Origin of the sequence: Pseudalkalibacillus hwajinpoensis (genome assembly GCF_015234585.1) — a bacterium.
GTDB classification, from domain to species: Bacteria; Bacillota; Bacilli; order Bacillales; family Guptibacillaceae; genus Guptibacillus; species Guptibacillus hwajinpoensis_B.
In genome coordinates this window covers 1223810-1241267 of sequence record NZ_JADFCM010000001.1, presented here as the reverse complement: position 1 = coordinate 1241267, position 17458 = coordinate 1223810, and the positions used below count along the sequence as shown (strand labels likewise).

The window sequence follows — 17458 nt, the reverse complement described above, 5'->3', positions numbered from 1 at the left end:
GACAAGGCAGGACCTTAAGAAGGTTCTGCCTTTTGTTATCTTTTCCCTAGCTATGTTAATAAACTTCTTTAGAAACCGTCACTCTCTCAAGTTCTTTCCAGTTTATTTCGTATCCGATCCCACTCTCTTTAGAAACAGTAATCAAACCGTTCTCCACTTCCACTTCAGGTTCAATAATGTCTTTTTCCCAGTACCGTGCTGATGCAGAGACATCTCCTGGTATTGTGAAATTAGCCAAACTAGAAAGTGCGATATTATGCGCCCTTCCTATTCCGGACTCTAGCATGCCACCACACCAAACAGGTATCCCCCTTTCGCTACATAAATCATGGATCCTCTTACTAACGGATAACCCTCCAACACGTCCGGGTTTAATATTAATAATCTTACAGCTATTCAAATCGAGTGCTCGACGGGCATCATCATAAGAATGTATACTTTCATCCAAACAGACCGGTGTTTCAATCTCTTTTTGTAAAATCGCATGATCTACGATATCGTCAGCTGCTAGAGGTTGTTCAATCATCAGCAAATGAAATGGATCAAGTGCTTTTAAACGATCGATGTCTTGCAGAGAATAAGCTGAGTTCGCATCTGCCATTAACGATAAGTTTGGATAAGAATGACGTATTGCTTCTAGAATCGATATATCCTGCGAAGGTTTGATCTTCACTTTAATTCGTTCATATCCCTCATCAATTCTTCTATGGATTTCTTCTAGCATAACTGAAGGATCCGAAGCGCCTACGGCAACTCCTGCCTTAATCTTCTGTGAAGAACCACCTAATGCTCTTGAGAGGCTAATTCCTTCTCTTTTAGCATATAAGTCCCAGATCGCACCCTCAATCGCAGATTTAGCCATTGGATTTCTTCGAATGCCCGCTAGTATTCCTTCCACATCGGACGGATGAGCAATCAGTTGGTTTTTGAGTTTAGGAATGATGAAGTCTCTTAGCATATGCCAGGAAGTTTGAAGCGTCTCTTCTGTATACCAGGGCGACGTAAAGGCAACTCCTTCTCCAAAACCTACTTCCCCTTCAGAATCTCTTACTTCGACGATAATTAAATCTCGAGCAGTGACTGTTTCCAAACTGTTACTAAAAGGGGATTTTAGGTTCATTCGAATATGACGTAGAGTAACACTCTCCAGTTGCATCATATCGTATCACTCATATCTACTAATAAATTTCGCTGTAGCTTATTTGCCCCATTCCTAGGAAGGCTATCCACATAAGTAATCGTTCTAGGTAGCTTGTAACGCGCAAGACGTTCTGAAAGATAATCGAGCAGCTGCTGTTCCGTCAAAGAGCGATTCTTACTAACAACAAATGCTGCAGGTACTTCTCCCCATTGCTCATCTTTAACCCCAGTTACGCCTGCATCCTCCACATCTACATGCTCAAGGATCGCCGCTTCAATTTCTGCGGGATACACATTTTCACCACCAGATATAATGAGGTCTTTCCTTCGATCCAATACAAAGAGAAAGCCATCTTCATCCAGATAACCAATATCGCCTGTATGAAGCCACCCGTCTTCAAATGCAGCTCTTGTTGCATCATCCCTTCGCCAATACCCCTTTGTAATCGTAGGTCCTTTCACGAGAATCTCTCCATGCTCTAAAGCAGAAAGGGATTTATGATCAAGACTAATCATAATCTCTGATGGGAAAAGCGCCTTTCCAGCTGACCCCTGTTTATCTAGCATATATTCAGGTGAAAGCGTCACAATTTGAGAGGCAGTTTCCGTCATACCAAATGTCTGGAAGACAGGAATATCCTTCTCCTCACAAGTAGAAAGAAGCGGGTATGGAGCTGGACCACCTCCAAGAAGCATGCAGCGAAATGTTTCGGGGTAATGATCGGTTCCAAGGTCATCGAGCATTTTTTTCAGCATAGCGCTTACTACCGATACAATTGTAATCCGTTCTTTTTGAATCGATTGATTAACGACACGCGGTTCAAACCGTCGTTGAATAACCATTGTGATTCCGTAAATAACACTTCGCAATAGAATAGAAAGTCCACTCATATGGAACATTGGAACCGCACACAGCCAGCGATCATTCATATCTAAACCAAGATTAAGACTGGAACCGATCGCACTCCACCAATGGTTACCATATGAAAGCATAACACCCTTAGGTTTTCCAGTTGTGCCAGAAGTGTACATAATCGTATGAAGCTGATGTAACTCAATAGTTGTTTGTAACTCTTCTAACTGATAAGCACCTGGGTGAACATCTTCCCAGATGATTATATTTACCGGACTTTGTATTGCGTCACTAGCTTTCTTCTCAAGTGAATTGTCAGTGATCACATAGGAAATCTCAGCATCGTTCATTTGGAAAGATAGCTCTGGTCCTGTTAATCGATGATTCAATGGAACAATGACAGCCCCAATGTACATCAGAGTATGTAAACAAACGGCAGCCTCTAATCCATTCTCCATATAAAAACCAACATGCTTTCCTTTTTCGATCCCTTTTGCTTTTAGAGCATTTGCCATATTAACTGCCTTTTCTTGTAACTGTTTATAAGTTAACTGTTTGCCATTATCGATAAGCGCCACTCGCTCAGGCGTCATAGAAGCACGTTTATGTAGCCAATTTGGCATCGTATCCACCTTTAACATCCTTTCTTTCATTACCATAGACTATTTGAAAAAAACAGCTTGATGGGAATCCATCAAGCTGTTTCAAGCAATCGATTTAAGGAAAACGTGGGAACTGTTTAAAGTCCGGTTTGCGTTTTTCTTTAAATGAATCGCGTCCTTCTTTTGCTTCATCAGTTGTGTAATAAAGAAGCGTTGCGTCTCCACCCATTTGCTGGAGTCCTGCAAGACCGTCTGTATCGGCGTTAAGAGAAGCTTTAAGGAAGCGTAGGGCTGTTGGTGACTTATCAAGCATTTCCTGTGCCCACTGTACTGTTTCAGCTTCAAGCTGATCAAGTGGAACAACCGTATTAACAAGTCCCATATCAAGTGCTTCTTGTGCATTGTATTGACGACATAGGTACCAGATTTCACGAGCTTTCTTATGACCTACGATACGAGCAAGGTATCCTGCACCGTATCCAGCATCAAAGCTACCAACTTTAGGGCCAGTCTGACCAAAAATAGCATTATCTGCAGCAATTGTCAGGTCACATACCACGTGAAGGACGTGTCCTCCTCCAATCGCATAACCTGATACCATTGCAACAACCGGCTTAGGGATAACACGAATGAGGCGTTGAAGATCCAAGACATTTAGACGAGGAATCTCATCATCACCTACATAACCACCATGACCACGAACACTTTGGTCACCGCCAGAACAGAAAGCTTTGTCTCCAGCTCCTGCTAGAACAATAACACCAATATCTGAATTGTCTCTCGCAAATGAAAAAGCGGTAATTAATTCGTTAACCGTTCTTGGCGTAAATGCATTGCGCACCTCTGGACGGTTGATTGTAATCTTAGCAATACCATCATACGTTTCGTAAAGAATATCTTCAAATTCTCGTTCAGTCTTCCATTGAATCATTTAGAAATTCTCCTTCCTTATGTAACAAAATTTACAGATTAGAATCTGCATGCTTTTTTAGAAAAGCTACTACCATTTTATCAAAGATTTCAGGTTCTTCTACATGAATTGTATGCCCTGCGCCAATAATTTGCACAAAATCAGCCTGAGGAAGCTTTTTTTCCATCTGTTTCCCAATTGAAATGAACTTCTGATCGTACTCCCCAACTATTAGAAGGACTGGAAAGGTTATCTTCTCTAACACACTCCAATAGGAAGCCTGTGCCCCCGTTCCCATTCCAATTAGACTATTGGCTAGTCCTATTTCAGTATTGCTCAAACGCTGCTTTCTTATTTCACTTTGAATACTTGGCGAAAGTTTCTTCTGCGAAGAAAATAACGGAAGAGATTCCCAGAAGGTTACGAAATCTTCAATACCTTCCTTCTGAATTCGCCTGGCAAGTGCATGGTCTTTCTGCACTCGCTCTCTTCTTTGATCTTCCGTAAAAAGCCCAGGTGAACTGCTTTCCAGAATAAGCGTTTTAATGAGCGAAGGGTACTGGACAGAAAATGACAAAGCAAATCGTCCACCCATGGAATAGCCAAGCAAATGGAGTTGATCGATCCCAAGTAAATTTAATAGTTGTTTCAAGTAACTCCCCATAGATTCCATAGTATATTGAGAAGCATCATTCGGTTTCGCACTTTCGCCGTGACCGATAAGATCGATTGCAATCACTTTATATAGCCTGGACCATCTTTTCATAAAAGAAGACCAGTTCTCACTCGATCCTGTGAATCCATGCAATAATAGAAGAGGTTCTCCTTCTCCCGCGATTTCGACATGAAAAGGTTGTCCACCAACGGTATAAATCATGATTTAAGACTCTCCTGCAGGACTATTGCTGTTTCCTTCGAAACCTTCGCGAACATCTCTCGATGAAGCCTAAGATTGGCATCACGATCAGTTGGAACCTCAATAATGCTTAGCCCATGGTGATCCTGACTTTTCTCATACGCATAACTAAACTCTTCCCAATTCCATACGCGTTCAAAACTTGCCTCATATAATGCGGCAGCATGTTCATAATTTAGTCCATGTGGTGTGCCAAAGAGTTTCTCAAAGTGCTTCTCCTGCTTGCGCTGAGGTAGAAATGAGAAAATCCCTCCGCCATCATTGTTAACCACAATAACCGTCATATTGATCTCATATAGCTTAGCTAGAAGCAGACCATTCATATCATGGTAGAAAGAAAGGTCACCAATCACCAGCACGCTAGAAGAATAGGCTGTACTTGCTCCAAGAGCTGTTGAAATAATACCGTCAATACCATTCGCTCCTCGATTCCCCATTACAGTAGGTCGAGAATTCTCTGGCAAGAAAAAGTTCTCCATATCGCGAATAGGCATGCTATTCCCTACAAACAGGAGATCATTCGCACTCATCAGTTTCCCTAATTCTCTAAACACATGGCCCTCAAATAGCTCGTCAGTTCCTAAATCTTCATGAAGTAAGGTGAGAGTCGTTTGGTTAATGGCCTTCCATTTGTGTAACCACCGCTTCTCAGTAGAGTTGATGCTTCGCACAGCAGGAAGAAGACTGTTCACAAACGATACAGAGGAAACTGTAAGCATGTCAGAACTATAAAGAGTAGGGTCTCTCCATCCTCTCTCATCCACAATTATATGAATAGGACTTGCTACTCTCTTCATAAAGAGCATATAAGCTTTTGAAACTGGCATCGCCCCAAATCTAATCACTACTTCAGGGTATAGCTCTGAATCCACCTCACCCCTAAGAAAGGCGTCATACCCTTCTACAAGATTAGGAGAATCAATATGCCGGCATTTTGAAAGTGGATCTGCTAAAAGCGGATAACCTAATTCCTCAGCAAGAGCAAATAGCGGTTCAGCTAATTCGTCATTATCCTGAGGTCCGACCACAATAATACCTTTCTTGCCAGCTAATTTGTTTGCATAATCTGTGACTGCATCTTCGTTTAAAACACGTATGTGATCTGCCGCATTTACCCACGGCTCATAATTCTCCCTACCATCTGAAAAAAGACCTGTATAGGATAGATCTGGTATCAAGGGATCTCTAAATGGGAAATTAAGATGCACAGGTCCAGCAGGGAGACCGGAAGAAACGGCTGTCGCTCTAGAAGCCGCAGTTCTGATATACCGATTTAAATCTGGAGAGGAAGAAGGCATCGCCATTTCCATAAACCATTTCACATAGTCCCCATATAGCTTGATTTGATCAATCGCCTGTGGAGCTCCATTATCACGAAGCTCATGCGGGCGATCGCCAGTCAAAACAATCAACGGTACATTGGATTGAGCAGCCTCAATAACAGCAGGATAGTAATTAGCGCCAGCCGTACCTGAAGAACATAGAAGTGCGACAGGTTCCTTATGCGATTTGGCCATGCCAAGCGCAAAAAAACCAGCAGATCGCTCATCGATATGCACCCAGACGTTTAGTAACGGGTGTTCAGCCATGACCATTGCGAGCGGGGTAGAACGCGATCCTGGACTAATAACAGCATGTTTAACACCTGAACGCACAAGCTCATCAACAAATGATCCTACGTAACTTGCTAGTATTTCCTGGTCAGTCATATTTCTTACCTCCAAGAGCTGTTAGCATTGGTTTAAACTTCATTTTGGTTTCTTCATATTCACTATCAGGGTCAGAATCTCCAACTATACCGCACCCAGCGTATAGCGTTGCTTCTTCTCCTTTAAGTAGACCAGAGCGTATAGCTACAGCAAATTCTCCATTTCCCTGATAATCAACCCAACCAACAGGTCCTGCATACCAACCTCGATCAAGCTTCTCTATTCGCTTAATTTCATTTACGGCTTCCTTTTGAGGATAACCGCCAAGCGCAGGGGTAGGATGAAGCCGTTCAACCATACGAAAAAGGCTTGTCTCTCTACCAGCCCTTGCTACAACAGGAGTAAATAAATGTTGAATATGAGGCGTTTTAAGTATTTCCGGCCTTGACGGTACCTGAACAAATTCACACTCCTCTTCCATAGCTGATCGAATCATTTGAACGACAAGATCATGCTCAATTCGATTCTTTTGATCATGAAGAAGAGCTTCTCCAAGTTCATCATCCATTTCCTTCGATTCACCTCGTTGAATAGAGCCCGCAAGACAAGTCGAATACACTTGTTGTCCATCTCTTTTGACTAACCGTTCAGGTGAAGCTCCAAGAAAACATTTGTCCCCATATTCGAACGCGAAAACATAGCTATCACTTTGTTGTTTTTTTAAATTTGTCAGTGTTTTTGTTGATGAAAAGTTTTGAGTCGACTGGAGCTTAATTTCTCTCGCTAAAACGACTTTATCAAGATGGCCATTTCTAATATTAGCAGCAGCACTTCTGACCGTTTCTTTCCATTCCTTAGGTCGTATTTCTTCTATTGAAATAGCATCGACATCTGCATAGGCATGAGACGTAAGCTTCTCAAAAAGACGATCATGCTTATCTAAAAGCGCTTCAGATATAACTTCCACATTATCTCCTGCGCTAACAATTGCGTTGAGTGTGAGCCAAGCATGGTTTCCAGCTGAAGTTAACATTAATTCTGGAAGAACCATCCCGCCTTTAGGAAAGGAATCCCATTCACCGCTATCTGGGGCAGTTGGATCGAATGAAAACCCACCTAACAGAACCGGTCCAACACCTGGCCTTGATGGAGCCCCCTCTATGATCGCTTGTTCTAAAAAAGTTTGCCAATCACTTTCAATTGAACGAAAACGATCGATTTGAGCCTCAAATTGCTTCACACAACCCTGGCCCACTATTGTCGTGTCATTCTCAGGGTCCGACCAGAATGTTCGATCATTCTCGTTAGTAAACGAACCTGCAGCATAAAAGGAGAGGGGATCGACAGCAGCTACTGATAGCACCTGACTAACAAGCACGGACGTTCCCCGCTTTTCTGCCTTACTTACACCTTGATGAAGCAGGCTAAATAATTCTTGATGTTGTATTGTAGACACCGTCTTCTCCCCCCAACTTTCTGTCCATGCAAAAGCAGACCGAGTTAGCCTCGGCCACAGTTAATTAAAGGATACACCTGTCTGGCTAAGACTGTCAACGAAGCTGTTTAACCGTATGAATGCTTCTTATGTATAGATTCCCCATCTCATAGAAAAAAACCATTTTAATGTTCCGCAAGTGCCCTTAGCAAAAAAAATAATGAGCATACACTGATAAAAGTAGACGCTGCTTTGCAGTCGTTTATAAACTAATGCATAAGGGAGGGTCTATATTGTCCAGACACTATTACCATGGGGTTTGTCGTCAACACATAGGACAATGTGTTGAAATCAAGTGTCATGACGGTCAATTGCATAGAGGTCACGTTGAAGAAGTTGATAATGAATTTGTTTATATCCGCCCTTTAAATCGCAATTGTGACGGGCCACAACATCCCGAAGGACCAGGCATGTTTTTCTTCGGAGCACTTGCAGGAGGTTTTCTTGGCGGTCTTTTAGGAGTAGGACTAGGAAGTATTGCGTTCTTCAGACCATACCCATATCCTTACCCATATTATTAATCATTCAAAAACGATCCTTCAAACGAAGGATCGTTTTTGAATGGAAGAATAACTACTTTTATCCACCTCAAACTTAGAATAACCTTCATTTCTCTTTCGTTTGAAGGGAAATTCGCTATTTTCCTCTATTGACAGAGACTTCTTGATATTGACAAAAGGATTGACACCCCTTATCCATTTTTTTAAACTATAATGGTTACAAGGGGAATTTATAAGAAGTTTATTACTAAAGGGAGAGACACAATTATATGGAAGAGCGTATGAATAACAGCAACGATAAGCTGAACAAAGTCACGCCTTCAAAACCAACATGGCAGGTATGGTGGCGTTTACTCAGGCCGCATACATTAACTGCTTCCTTCGTCCCGGTTTTTCTGGGCACAATGCTTGCCCTTCAAAGTCATACATTACATTTTGGATTGTTTATGGCGATGATGATCGCATCTATTCTTATTCAATCTGCAACAAACATGTTTAATGAATACTATGATTTCAAAAGGGGTCTCGATCACGCTGGGAGTGTAGGAATTGGGGGCGCTATCGTACGAGATGGTGTTAGTGCAAGAACAGTATTAAACCTTGCTTTTATTTTCTTCGGCATTGCGATTCTTTTAGGTGTTTATATCTGTATCCTTACAACATGGTGGATTGCGGTTATTGGAACAATCTGCATGGCAGCAGGGTACTTTTACACTGGCGGTCCGTATCCAATCGCCTACACACCATTTGGTGAAATTGCTGCTGGTGTATTTATGGGACTAATACTTGTATTACTTTCTTTCTTTATTCAAACAGGTGTGGTTACGTTTGAAAGCATTCTCGTTTCGATTCCTATATCCATTCTAGTTGGCGGCATCCTCATGGCGAATAATATTCGTGACTTAGAAGGCGACAAGGAAAAAGGACGTAAAACACTTGCGATTCTTCTCGGACATGATAAGGCTGTAACATTTTTAGAGGGTATGTTTATCGTATCCTACCTCTGGGTGGTTGGACTTATTATTACAATTGATTCATCTTTATGGCTTTTGTTGATAATATTGAGCATCCCTAAAGCATTTAAAGCCATCCGCTTATTTGAAGGAAAAACCAAAGCAGCTCACATGATGCCTGCTATGCAAGCAACTGCTCAAATGCATACACAATTCGGACTGTTAATGGCAATTGGTTTATTGTTAGCCTATTTCATTTAACACGGTGAGAAAGTCAGAGATCCATTTGGTCTCTGACTTTTTTATATTTATGAACCACTCCCTCACCTTTACATAAATTCGTGAAAATAATCCTCTATTCTCGGAATGAAAGTAAAAAGGAATTTATTTAGAAATGCTACAGCCTATCGATCGCTAACTTTTCTCTTTTTCTCACGTTAGCCTCGTGTATACTGTAAATAAGTACATAAAAATGGGGGTAATACGATGGAATTTGCAAATACAATGTTAGAGGCACTCGGCATTAAAGCCATTACATTAACACCTGAAAAAGTTGTTCTCGAAATGCCAGTTGGACCAAGCACTCATCAACCACTTGGCTTTCTTCACGGTGGCGCATCAGTAGCCCTAGCAGAATCAGCAGCCAGCATAGGCGGCACACTTAATCTAGATTCAGAAAACGAAGCAACTTTTGGGATGGAGATCAACGCTAATCACCTCCGAAGCAAAAAAGACGGCGTCGTCCGAGCTATCGCCGAACCAATCCACATCGGCAGAAGAACAATGGTCTGGGAAATCAACATCGTAGACGAACAAGAAGAACTAATCTGCATATCCCGCTGCACCCTAGCCGTTAAAAGGTATTAAGAAAAGCGAAGACGAGCGTTTAGAAACGGAGATATTGGAACGCTTGAACAACAACACTCAAAGAAAAGCCCGTCATTAATGACGGGCTTTCTGTTCTATTTTTCTTTCACCAATTTCTCTATAATCTTCATGATAGGTGTCTGATATTGCATAATGACATTCATCGCAAACCAATCTTCGTCGTTCCCACGGGAAGAGCAATTCTTTCTCACAGTAAATACATCCGTGATTCAATTGGATCACCCCCCTTTTAGATTATGCCTAATATGGGCGTCTAAGACCTAAGTGGAACGGAAAGGAGAGTAACAAATGATACGAATAAGACTGCCTTTTCTTTTTATCATCTTATTTTTATCTGCATGCGCTACACTCACATCTGATACAGAAATAAAAGAAAACACAATTCCGACAACAGTGGATCGAGTTGTTGATGGCGATACATTGAAAGTAACTCTTGAAGATCGAGAAGAAACAATTAGACTCCTTCTCGTTGACACTCCGGAAACAAAGCATCCGAGTAAACCTGTACAACCCTATGGACCTGAAGCCTCCCAGTTTGCTAAGAATCAACTAGAAGGAAAAGAAATTGGTGTCGAGATAGATGTTTCAGAACGCGACAAATACGGTCGACTGCTTGCTTACGTATGGATTGGCGATCAGATGTTTAATGAGATGCTCCTTGAAGAAGGACTAGCAAGAGTTGCTTATATTTATCAGCCAAACGTAAAGTACGTTGATACATTCCAAGAAATTCAGCGTAAGGCTCAAGAAGAAGGCAAAGGCATTTGGAGTATTGAAGATTACGTTCGCGAAGAAGGATTTAACGAATCCTTTGAAGCATCTGACTCCACATCTTCTGACAAGGGATCTCAACAAGGTTGTGACATTAAAGGAAACATTAATTCTAAAGGAGATAAAATTTACCACGTTCCTGAAGGATCATATTACGAGATTACGAAAGCAGAAGAAATGTTTTGTAACACAGATGAAGCCGAACAAGCTGGATTCCGCCCCTCTCAACGATAGATGCAACTACTTATTACTCTCTTCAGACTGAAAGACGAGTGAGATAAAGAGTTCACTAAAATAAGCCAAAGATCGAGAATCAACAGTATACCTAACATATCTAATAGAAAAAGAATGGGGTTTGCTCCCTCCAACATCAAAGCCGTAGCTTAAGCTACGGCTTTGATTCATTTCATCTACTGATATCTACTAAACTGCCTGCTCAACCTTTTTCCCTTGTTGAAGCTGATACATTTGGAAGTACCTTCCCTTTTGCTTCATCAATTGATCATGATCGCCTCGTTCAACGATTTCACCTTGGTGAAGAACAAGGATTTGGTCAGCCTCTCGAATTGTTGAGAGTCTGTGAGCAATGATAAATGTGGTACGACCCTTTTTTAAAATATCCAGCGCATTTTGAATAATCATTTCTGTTTCGGTATCAACATTCGAAGTCGCCTCATCAAGAATTAAGACAGCAGGGTCAAACGCTAGTGCCCTTGCAAAAGAGATCAGCTGTCTTTGCCCCGAAGAAAGCGTGCTTCCTTTTTCGATCACTGCCTCATCATACCCGTTTGGAAGAGACCGAAGCAGCTGCTCTGCTCCCACATCTTTTAAAGCCTTTTCAACTTTTTCTCTTGAGATCGAGGAGTCATTAAGACTTACATTCGAAGCAATCGTTCCAGTGAACAAGAATGGATCCTGGAGCACTATCGCCATATGCTGTCTTAACTGCTGCTTTGGAATATCTTGAATATTTTGACCATCGATAGAGATCGTTCCTTTTTGGTTATCGTAAAATCGGAATAATAAATTCATAATTGAACTTTTCCCTGAACCAGTATGCCCCACTAGGGCAACCGTCTGACCTTTTTTCGCTTCAAATGATAGTTCCTTTAACACATATTCTTCTGCTTTGTATGCAAACGAAACATGATCGAAAGTGACATTCCCATCATAACGAGGAAATTCACCATCTGATACATCTTCCCCCTTTTCATCAAGAAGCTCAAAAACTCTGTCCGCCGCTACTAAAGCCTGTTCTAAATTAGCTAGCTGGTTCACCATATTTGTAACGGGTTGAAATAAGCGATTCAAATAATCCACAAAAGCATAAAGAACACCGAGACTCACAATAGACCCAACCGTTAATGAAGCTCCCCCAAAGTACCAAATCAATACTACAAATGAAATATTCCGTAGAATGTTCACAAGGTTATGTGACATTAAGGAATTCAAATTCAATAGCTTATTTTGATAAGTAAAATGGCTGTCATTCAGCTCTTCAAATTCCGCTTCAGTCTTCTCTTGACGTTTGAAAGCTCTTATTATCGACATGCCCTGAATGGATTCATTGATCATTCCGTTAATATCACTAATCCTTGTTCGAATGACCTTATTGAATTTCGACGCATATTTACGATAAACGAAGATCCAAATCAGAAGGAGGGGCACAATCGTTAATGTAATCAACGCAAGCTTTACATCAAGCAAGAATAAGGCAATAAATATCCCTGTCATATAAAAGATGCTTGTGAAGAACGTTGCGAGCACCGTCACATAAAGCTCTCTTATTGCCTCCGTATCATTCGTAATTCTTGCCACAACTTTACCGGCTGGTAAATTATCAAAATAGTTGATATGCAAACGCTGAATCTGGGAGTAAACATCCGTTCTCATTTTTTGAATAATACGGTTAGCAGAGGTTTGCAATAGAAGTCCCTGCCCATATTCAAAAAAGGATGCAAACAATAGAAGCCCAAAGTAGAGCGCTATTAACCAGACCATCGGTTCTATTTGCGGTTGATAAAAGGCAAGCAGTTCTTCATTGCTTATTTCTTTAGCTTGATAGGATTGTTGTTCCCCATCCTTTTGAATCGTGATAAGGTTGTCGTCAACCGACCGTTCTCCATCGTATGCGATCGCTTCATCAACGAAATAGTAGTCGCGACCTACCTGAAGAATCCTTACTTCCTCTCCTTTAAATTCATCGCTCCCAAAATGATCACTTCGTTTATACCAGTCCCCATCATATTTAACAGCTTCTTCTCCCTGATCTGTTTCATACCAGGGATACTCAATCCCCATAATATGGACATCAATCATACGTTTCGCAATGAAAGGCCCAGAGAGCTCTGCTGTAACAGCTACCATTAATAAGAGTAAAGCAATAAGAATATTTTTCTTAAAACCCAGTGCATACTTAACTAATCGCTTTCCTACCTGTCGATTCATTTACAGCACCTCCTTCAATGAATCCTCAAGCTGCTGTCTGTCAAATTGGTCACGATACCATCCCTTTTTAGAAAGAAGCTCTTTATGAGTTCCTTCCTCAATCACCTTGCCCTCATCAAGAACGATAATCCAATCAGCATGCTGAACACCCGACAAACGATGCGTGGCTATAAACGTCGTTTTCCCAGAACGTTCATTGCGAATATTGGATATAATTTGTGCTTCAGTTTTTCCATCAACGGCAGACATTGCATCGTCTAAAATTAATATTTCAGGATCAATCATTAGAGCTCGCGCAATGGATACCCTTTGTTTCTGTCCACCTGATAAAGCGACGCCTTTTTCTCCAACAAGCGTCTCAAGTCCTTCAGGGAGCACATGTATATCTTTTTTAAAGTCGGATAGCCGCAGCACTCGATCAATGTCTTGATCTGTTCCATTATTTTTACCAAACAGAAGGTTTTCTCTCACCGACCTTGAGAAAAGCATCTGATCCTGAGGAACATAACCAATCCAGCTTTGCAGAGTTTCGAGAGAAATTTCTTCGATCGGCACGTCAGAAATTTTGATTTTCCCTTTACCGACCGGATATTCTCTTAAAAGTTGCTTCAGTAATGTCGTTTTCCCACTACCTGTTCTCCCTACAACGCCTAATGTTTGGCCTTTCTTCAGAGTAAATGAAACATTTTGTAAATTCGTAACAGATGAAGAGGGATACTTAAAAGTAACATCTTCAAAAACGATCGTACCAGGTGTATCCAGATATTGAGGAGAATGGTGTTCTTTCACATCCTCTTCATGAGACAGCGTCTCTAAGACACGGTTCAACGATGCATTTCCTCGCTGCATGACGTTGATCAACTCTCCAACCGCAATCATCGGCCATATGAGCATCCCCAGGTAAACATTGAATGACACCAGTTCTCCGAGTGTTAGGACTTTATGAAAAACGAGATACGCTCCATACCCTAACCCAATTAAATAACTAATCCCGACAAGAACTTTAATAGTTGGCTCAAATAAAACATCTACTTTTGCTACTTCAATATTTTTCTTATATACATCTTCCGTTAAGTTCTGAAACTTTTGCTGAGCTGCCCTTTCTTGTACATAAGCACGCGTTACTCGAACTCCTGCAATCGATTCTAGTACTTGATCATTCATATCTCCGAACGAATCTTGGGCAGCTGTAAAGCGCTTATGAATGATTTTTCCGTAACGATTCATGGCAAGAGCCATAAGGGGTAGAGGAAGAATAGCCGCAAGCGTTAATTTCCAGCTAATAAGAACGCCCATTGTAATCAAAATAAGAAACATAAAGATCGTTGAATCTACTAATGTTAAAATACCAAATCCTGCGGTAAGGGAGACAGCTTTTAGATCATTTGTGGCCCTTGCCATCAGGTCTCCAGTTCGGTTTTTCTCGTAAAAGGATGGCGTCATTTTAAGGAGGTGCTTCATCAATTTAGATCTGAGCGCCCTCTCAACTAGAAAGGCACCACCAAATAATTGGTACATCCAAATATATGTGACGATATAGACGACGAGCAATAACCCTCCATAAAAAAATAAATAATTTCGTAAGCTTTCCCAGGTTAAGCTTCCTACGTTTATTTCATCAATGGCCATTCCGATTAATTTTGGTGGAATGACCTCGAGAATACCCCCAAAAATCAATAAAGCAATAGCAATGCTATACCGTTTCCAATGCTGTTTAAAAAACCAGCTCAATTTCCGTAAAATAGAGAACAACTTAATCCCTCCTAACTTTTTCCTACAGTTATTCTTTCTGATTGACTATTTCACCATCCTCCTTCCATGGATCACTTCATTTCCCCACTGTCACTTTTCTCAGAAACCAAAAAAGACATAACCGCATGCGGTTATGTCTAATGACTTCTTAAGACATAGAAAAGGGCACACGTCTAAGACGCGTGCCGATTCCTTTACTGTGACAAAGGGGTTACATCCCTGGCAAAGTGCGTCTATGAGTACATGAAGTTAGTTGTTGGATATCTTTCAAAATATGTCTCATCACACACACTCTCCTTTACCGTTATTTTTCACTCTGTCATCTTAGCACTATTGTCACAATTTTGTCAATATTATTATTTAATTAGTGGATTCACACTTTCTTCGCCTGTTAAATCCGCTATCATTTCCACGAGCAAATCAATTTCTTCCTGCATATCTTTTAAACTTACTGTTTCTACCGGCGCATGCATATAGCGAAGCGGAAGGGACACAAGTGATACAGGAACACCGTATCCTGTTAAACGAAGCTTATCTGCATCCGTCCCTGTCATTCTTGGTGTTAACTCATACTGAAGTTTCAAATCAAGCTTTTTAGCAGCCTTTTCAAGGAGCTGATTGATTTTTATATTGATTGGAGCGCCTTTCGCAAGAACAGGTCCACCTCCAAGATCAACCTCTGTGTGCTTTCTTGCATCAATTCCAGGATAGTCTGAAGAAAATGTAACATCACAAGCAATGGCCATTGTTGGTTGAATTCCTGCACCAGCGAAATAAGCACCACCCATGTTTGTTTCTTCATTCACTGTGCTAACAGCATAAACACCTACTTTAGGGTTACGCTTGGCTACTTCACGAAGAACTTCTGCTACGATAAATGAACCAGTCCGGTTGTCTAAGCCTCTTCCACTAATTCGGTCATTTAAGAGGTGCTCAACTTCTCTTTTATAGACTGCGAGGTCCCCAATTTGGACGTACTTCTCGATTTCTTCTTTTGTAGTTGCACCACAGTCGATATAGAGGTCCTCGAAATGAAACTCTTTCGCCCCTCCGTGATGTTCTGCATTGACACCAAATACACCTGTTAACTTTCCATGTGTGCCTAGAATTGTTACTTTCATGCCAATAGCAGGCTTGTGACTAATTCCACCTAATTTCTCTACGCGAATAAATCCATTTTGATCAATTTGCTTCACCATAAATCCAATTTCGTCACAGTGTCCTGCAAGAAGCACTTTAAATTCTGCTTCTGGATTAAGAATTCCGATCGCATTACCTGCGTTATCCGTTTTAATGTCATCTGCAAACTCTCTTACATAGTTCATCCATTTATGCTGGATTTCCATTTCAGCTCCTGATGGAGAAGCGGTTGATAACAATTCTAATAAAAAATCACGGTTCATACGATGCACCTCCGAATAGTTTATAAGTTCCTTTTTCATTGTATCTTACAGCAAGACTTCATTCTAGTTTTGTGTAATGGAGATCTTGTACACAAAAACACCCCGCACATTAGCGGGGGTGCTTCATTATTTCGACTCTTTTAATAAGATTTCTTCCACTTCTGTTTTCGTTGGAAGAGCGGTCATTGCGCCCTTCGTTGCAGCTGCTAAAGCACCAGACACGCTAGCAAATTGCGTCATACGTTTAAGCTCTTCACGCGATAGATCACTAAGAGAGCCTTCATATTCATTGAAACCGTTTAAAATGCCAGAAACAAATGCATCTCCTGCGCCTGTTGTATCAACGGCTTTAACTTTCATAGCAGGTACTCTAAGTGAGTAGTCTGGTGTGTAAACGAGACTACCTTCACCACCCATAGTAATAAAGATCACTGGAATACGATAATGAGCGAGCTTCTTAATTCCATCTTCGATCGCTTCTTCACCTGTAATGAATGTGAGCTCTTCTTCAGAAAGTTTTAGTATATCTGCCTCTGATAACATTGAGACGATCGTTTCTTTAGCTCTTTCTTCACTTTCCCAAAGGCCTAGTCGTAAGTTCGGGTCATAAGAAATGAGTAATCCATTTTCTTTTGCTTTTTCAACCGCTACCTTAGTTGCACTTCTAGAAGGTTCACTAATCATTGAAATTGATCCAAAATGAAGGATACGATGACGCTCGAATAATTCGTCACTTATTTCTTCTGCATGCAAAAAGCGATCGGCACTTGGGTTTATGTAAAAGTCAAAACTACGCTCTCCGTTTTCTGCATTTGTAACAAAGACAACTCCGGTTCGGGCTGACTCAGTTAAGATCATCGTTGATACATCAACACCATAATTCTTTAGCGTTTCTTGGAGAAATCGTCCGAGGACATCATCCCCAACTTTCCCTAGAAACGTGGAGTTAACACCGAGACGTGCAAGTCCAACAGATACGTTCGCAGGAGCACCACCAGGACTTTTTTGATACGTGAGATTGTCCTTGTCGAGAGGAATAAAGTCAATTAATGCTTCACCAAGACTAATAACACCTTTACTCATATCTACTTCCCCCTAAGTTAATCGAGAATAGAGCAGTGCTCAGAATCATTCGAGTACTGCTTTTCGTAATCATATCACGACACGGTAGATCACTA

At 41.1% G+C, this 17458-nt stretch carries 15 protein-coding genes; 4 read left to right on the top strand and 11 right to left on the bottom strand.

Going from position 1 to position 17458, the window contains the following annotated elements; translation table 11 throughout:
* Positions 1–55: 55 nt before the first annotated feature.
* The 6 genes from menC to IQ283_RS05905 form a co-directional block, all read right to left on the bottom strand.
* The gene (menC, locus tag IQ283_RS05930; RefSeq protein ID WP_194219626.1) at positions 56–1156 is read right to left on the bottom strand and encodes an o-succinylbenzoate synthase; all 1101 of its coding nucleotides are present in this window, start codon (positions 1154–1156) and stop codon (positions 56–58) included.
* Positions 1156–2625, bottom strand: coding sequence for an o-succinylbenzoate--CoA ligase (locus tag IQ283_RS05925; protein WP_194219188.1), 1470 nt, complete (start codon positions 2623–2625; stop codon positions 1156–1158). The genes menC and IQ283_RS05925 overlap by 1 nt, the downstream gene beginning before the upstream one ends.
* An 85-nt stretch (positions 2626–2710) precedes the next feature.
* Positions 2711–3526, bottom strand: a complete 816-nt coding sequence (gene menB / locus IQ283_RS05920) for a 1,4-dihydroxy-2-naphthoyl-CoA synthase (RefSeq protein ID WP_194219187.1) — start codon at positions 3524–3526, stop codon at positions 2711–2713.
* A gap of 31 nt (positions 3527–3557) precedes the next feature.
* Positions 3558–4382, bottom strand: coding sequence for a 2-succinyl-6-hydroxy-2,4-cyclohexadiene-1-carboxylate synthase (gene menH, locus IQ283_RS05915; protein WP_194219186.1), 825 nt, complete (start codon positions 4380–4382; stop codon positions 3558–3560).
* Positions 4379–6130, bottom strand: a complete 1752-nt coding sequence (menD, locus tag IQ283_RS05910; protein WP_194219185.1) for a 2-succinyl-5-enolpyruvyl-6-hydroxy-3-cyclohexene-1-carboxylic-acid synthase — start codon at positions 6128–6130, stop codon at positions 4379–4381. The genes menH and menD overlap by 4 nt, the downstream gene beginning before the upstream one ends.
* Entirely contained in the window at positions 6123–7526 is a 1404-nt protein-coding gene (locus IQ283_RS05905) for an isochorismate synthase (RefSeq protein ID WP_194219184.1), read from the bottom strand. The genes menD and IQ283_RS05905 overlap by 8 nt, the downstream gene beginning before the upstream one ends.
* Before the next feature lie 272 nt (positions 7527–7798).
* Between IQ283_RS05905 and IQ283_RS05900 the strand changes: the two genes are divergently transcribed.
* The 3 genes from IQ283_RS05900 to IQ283_RS05890 all read left to right on the top strand — a co-directional run bounded on the left by IQ283_RS05900 (position 7799) and on the right by IQ283_RS05890 (position 9885).
* Positions 7799–8086, top strand: coding sequence for a hypothetical protein (locus IQ283_RS05900; protein ID WP_194219658.1), 288 nt, complete (start codon positions 7799–7801; stop codon positions 8084–8086).
* A gap of 260 nt (positions 8087–8346) precedes the next feature.
* Entirely contained in the window at positions 8347–9279 is a 933-nt protein-coding gene (locus tag IQ283_RS05895) for a 1,4-dihydroxy-2-naphthoate polyprenyltransferase (RefSeq protein ID WP_242057288.1), read from the top strand.
* Between the two features lie 225 nt (positions 9280–9504).
* Positions 9505–9885, top strand: a complete 381-nt coding sequence (locus IQ283_RS05890) for a hotdog fold thioesterase (RefSeq protein ID WP_194219182.1) — start codon at positions 9505–9507, stop codon at positions 9883–9885.
* Between the two features lie 75 nt (positions 9886–9960).
* Here IQ283_RS05890 and IQ283_RS05885 read toward each other — a convergent pair whose 3' ends face one another.
* The gene (locus IQ283_RS05885; RefSeq protein WP_194219181.1) at positions 9961–10119 is read right to left on the bottom strand and encodes a hypothetical protein; all 159 of its coding nucleotides are present in this window, start codon (positions 10117–10119) and stop codon (positions 9961–9963) included.
* A 75-nt stretch (positions 10120–10194) separates the two neighbouring features.
* On the opposite strand from IQ283_RS05885, the gene IQ283_RS05880 reads away from it, so the two are divergent.
* Entirely contained in the window at positions 10195–10911 is a 717-nt protein-coding gene (locus IQ283_RS05880; protein WP_194219180.1) for a thermonuclease family protein, read from the top strand.
* Between the two features lie 189 nt (positions 10912–11100).
* Here IQ283_RS05880 and IQ283_RS05875 read toward each other — a convergent pair whose 3' ends face one another.
* The 4 genes from IQ283_RS05875 to IQ283_RS05860 form a co-directional block, all read right to left on the bottom strand.
* Positions 11101–13125: an ABC transporter ATP-binding protein gene (locus IQ283_RS05875; protein ID WP_194219179.1), complete on the bottom strand. Its 2025-nt coding sequence runs from the start codon at positions 13123–13125 to the stop codon at positions 11101–11103.
* Positions 13126–14877 carry an ABC transporter ATP-binding protein gene (locus IQ283_RS05870; RefSeq protein ID WP_194219178.1) on the bottom strand — a complete coding sequence of 584 codons (1752 nt, stop codon included), beginning with the start codon at positions 14875–14877 and terminating at the stop codon, positions 13126–13128. It abuts the gene before it with no gap.
* Positions 14878–15233: 356 nt separating this feature from the next.
* Positions 15234–16280 carry a M20/M25/M40 family metallo-hydrolase gene (locus IQ283_RS05865; RefSeq protein WP_194219177.1) on the bottom strand — a complete coding sequence of 349 codons (1047 nt, stop codon included), beginning with the start codon at positions 16278–16280 and terminating at the stop codon, positions 15234–15236.
* A 126-nt stretch (positions 16281–16406) separates the two neighbouring features.
* Positions 16407–17363: an aminoimidazole riboside kinase gene (locus tag IQ283_RS05860; protein ID WP_194219176.1), complete on the bottom strand. Its 957-nt coding sequence runs from the start codon at positions 17361–17363 to the stop codon at positions 16407–16409.
* Positions 17364–17458: the final 95 nt, after the last annotated feature.

Excerpts from the sequence above, each read along its gene's own strand:
- IQ283_RS05880 (WP_194219180.1), top strand. The coding sequence starts at position 10,195 with ATGATACGAATAAGACTGCCTTTTCTTTTTATCATCTTATTTTTATCT.
- IQ283_RS05890 (WP_194219182.1), top strand. The coding sequence starts at position 9,505 with ATGGAATTTGCAAATACAATGTTAGAGGCACTCGGCATTAAAGCCATT.
- menD (WP_194219185.1), bottom strand. The coding sequence starts at position 6,130 with ATGACTGACCAGGAAATACTAGCAAGTTACGTAGGATCATTTGTTGAT.
- menB (WP_194219187.1), bottom strand. The coding sequence starts at position 3,526 with ATGATTCAATGGAAGACTGAACGAGAATTTGAAGATATTCTTTACGAA.
- IQ283_RS05865 (WP_194219177.1), bottom strand. The coding sequence starts at position 16,280 with ATGAACCGTGATTTTTTATTAGAATTGTTATCAACCGCTTCTCCATCA.
- IQ283_RS05875 (WP_194219179.1), bottom strand. The coding sequence starts at position 13,125 with ATGAATCGACAGGTAGGAAAGCGATTAGTTAAGTATGCACTGGGTTTT.
- menH (WP_194219186.1), bottom strand. The coding sequence starts at position 4,382 with ATGATTTATACCGTTGGTGGACAACCTTTTCATGTCGAAATCGCGGGA.
- IQ283_RS05895 (WP_242057288.1), top strand. The coding sequence starts at position 8,347 with ATGAATAACAGCAACGATAAGCTGAACAAAGTCACGCCTTCAAAACCA.
- menC (WP_194219626.1), bottom strand. The coding sequence starts at position 1,156 with ATGCAACTGGAGAGTGTTACTCTACGTCATATTCGAATGAACCTAAAA.
- IQ283_RS05860 (WP_194219176.1), bottom strand. The coding sequence starts at position 17,363 with ATGAGTAAAGGTGTTATTAGTCTTGGTGAAGCATTAATTGACTTTATT.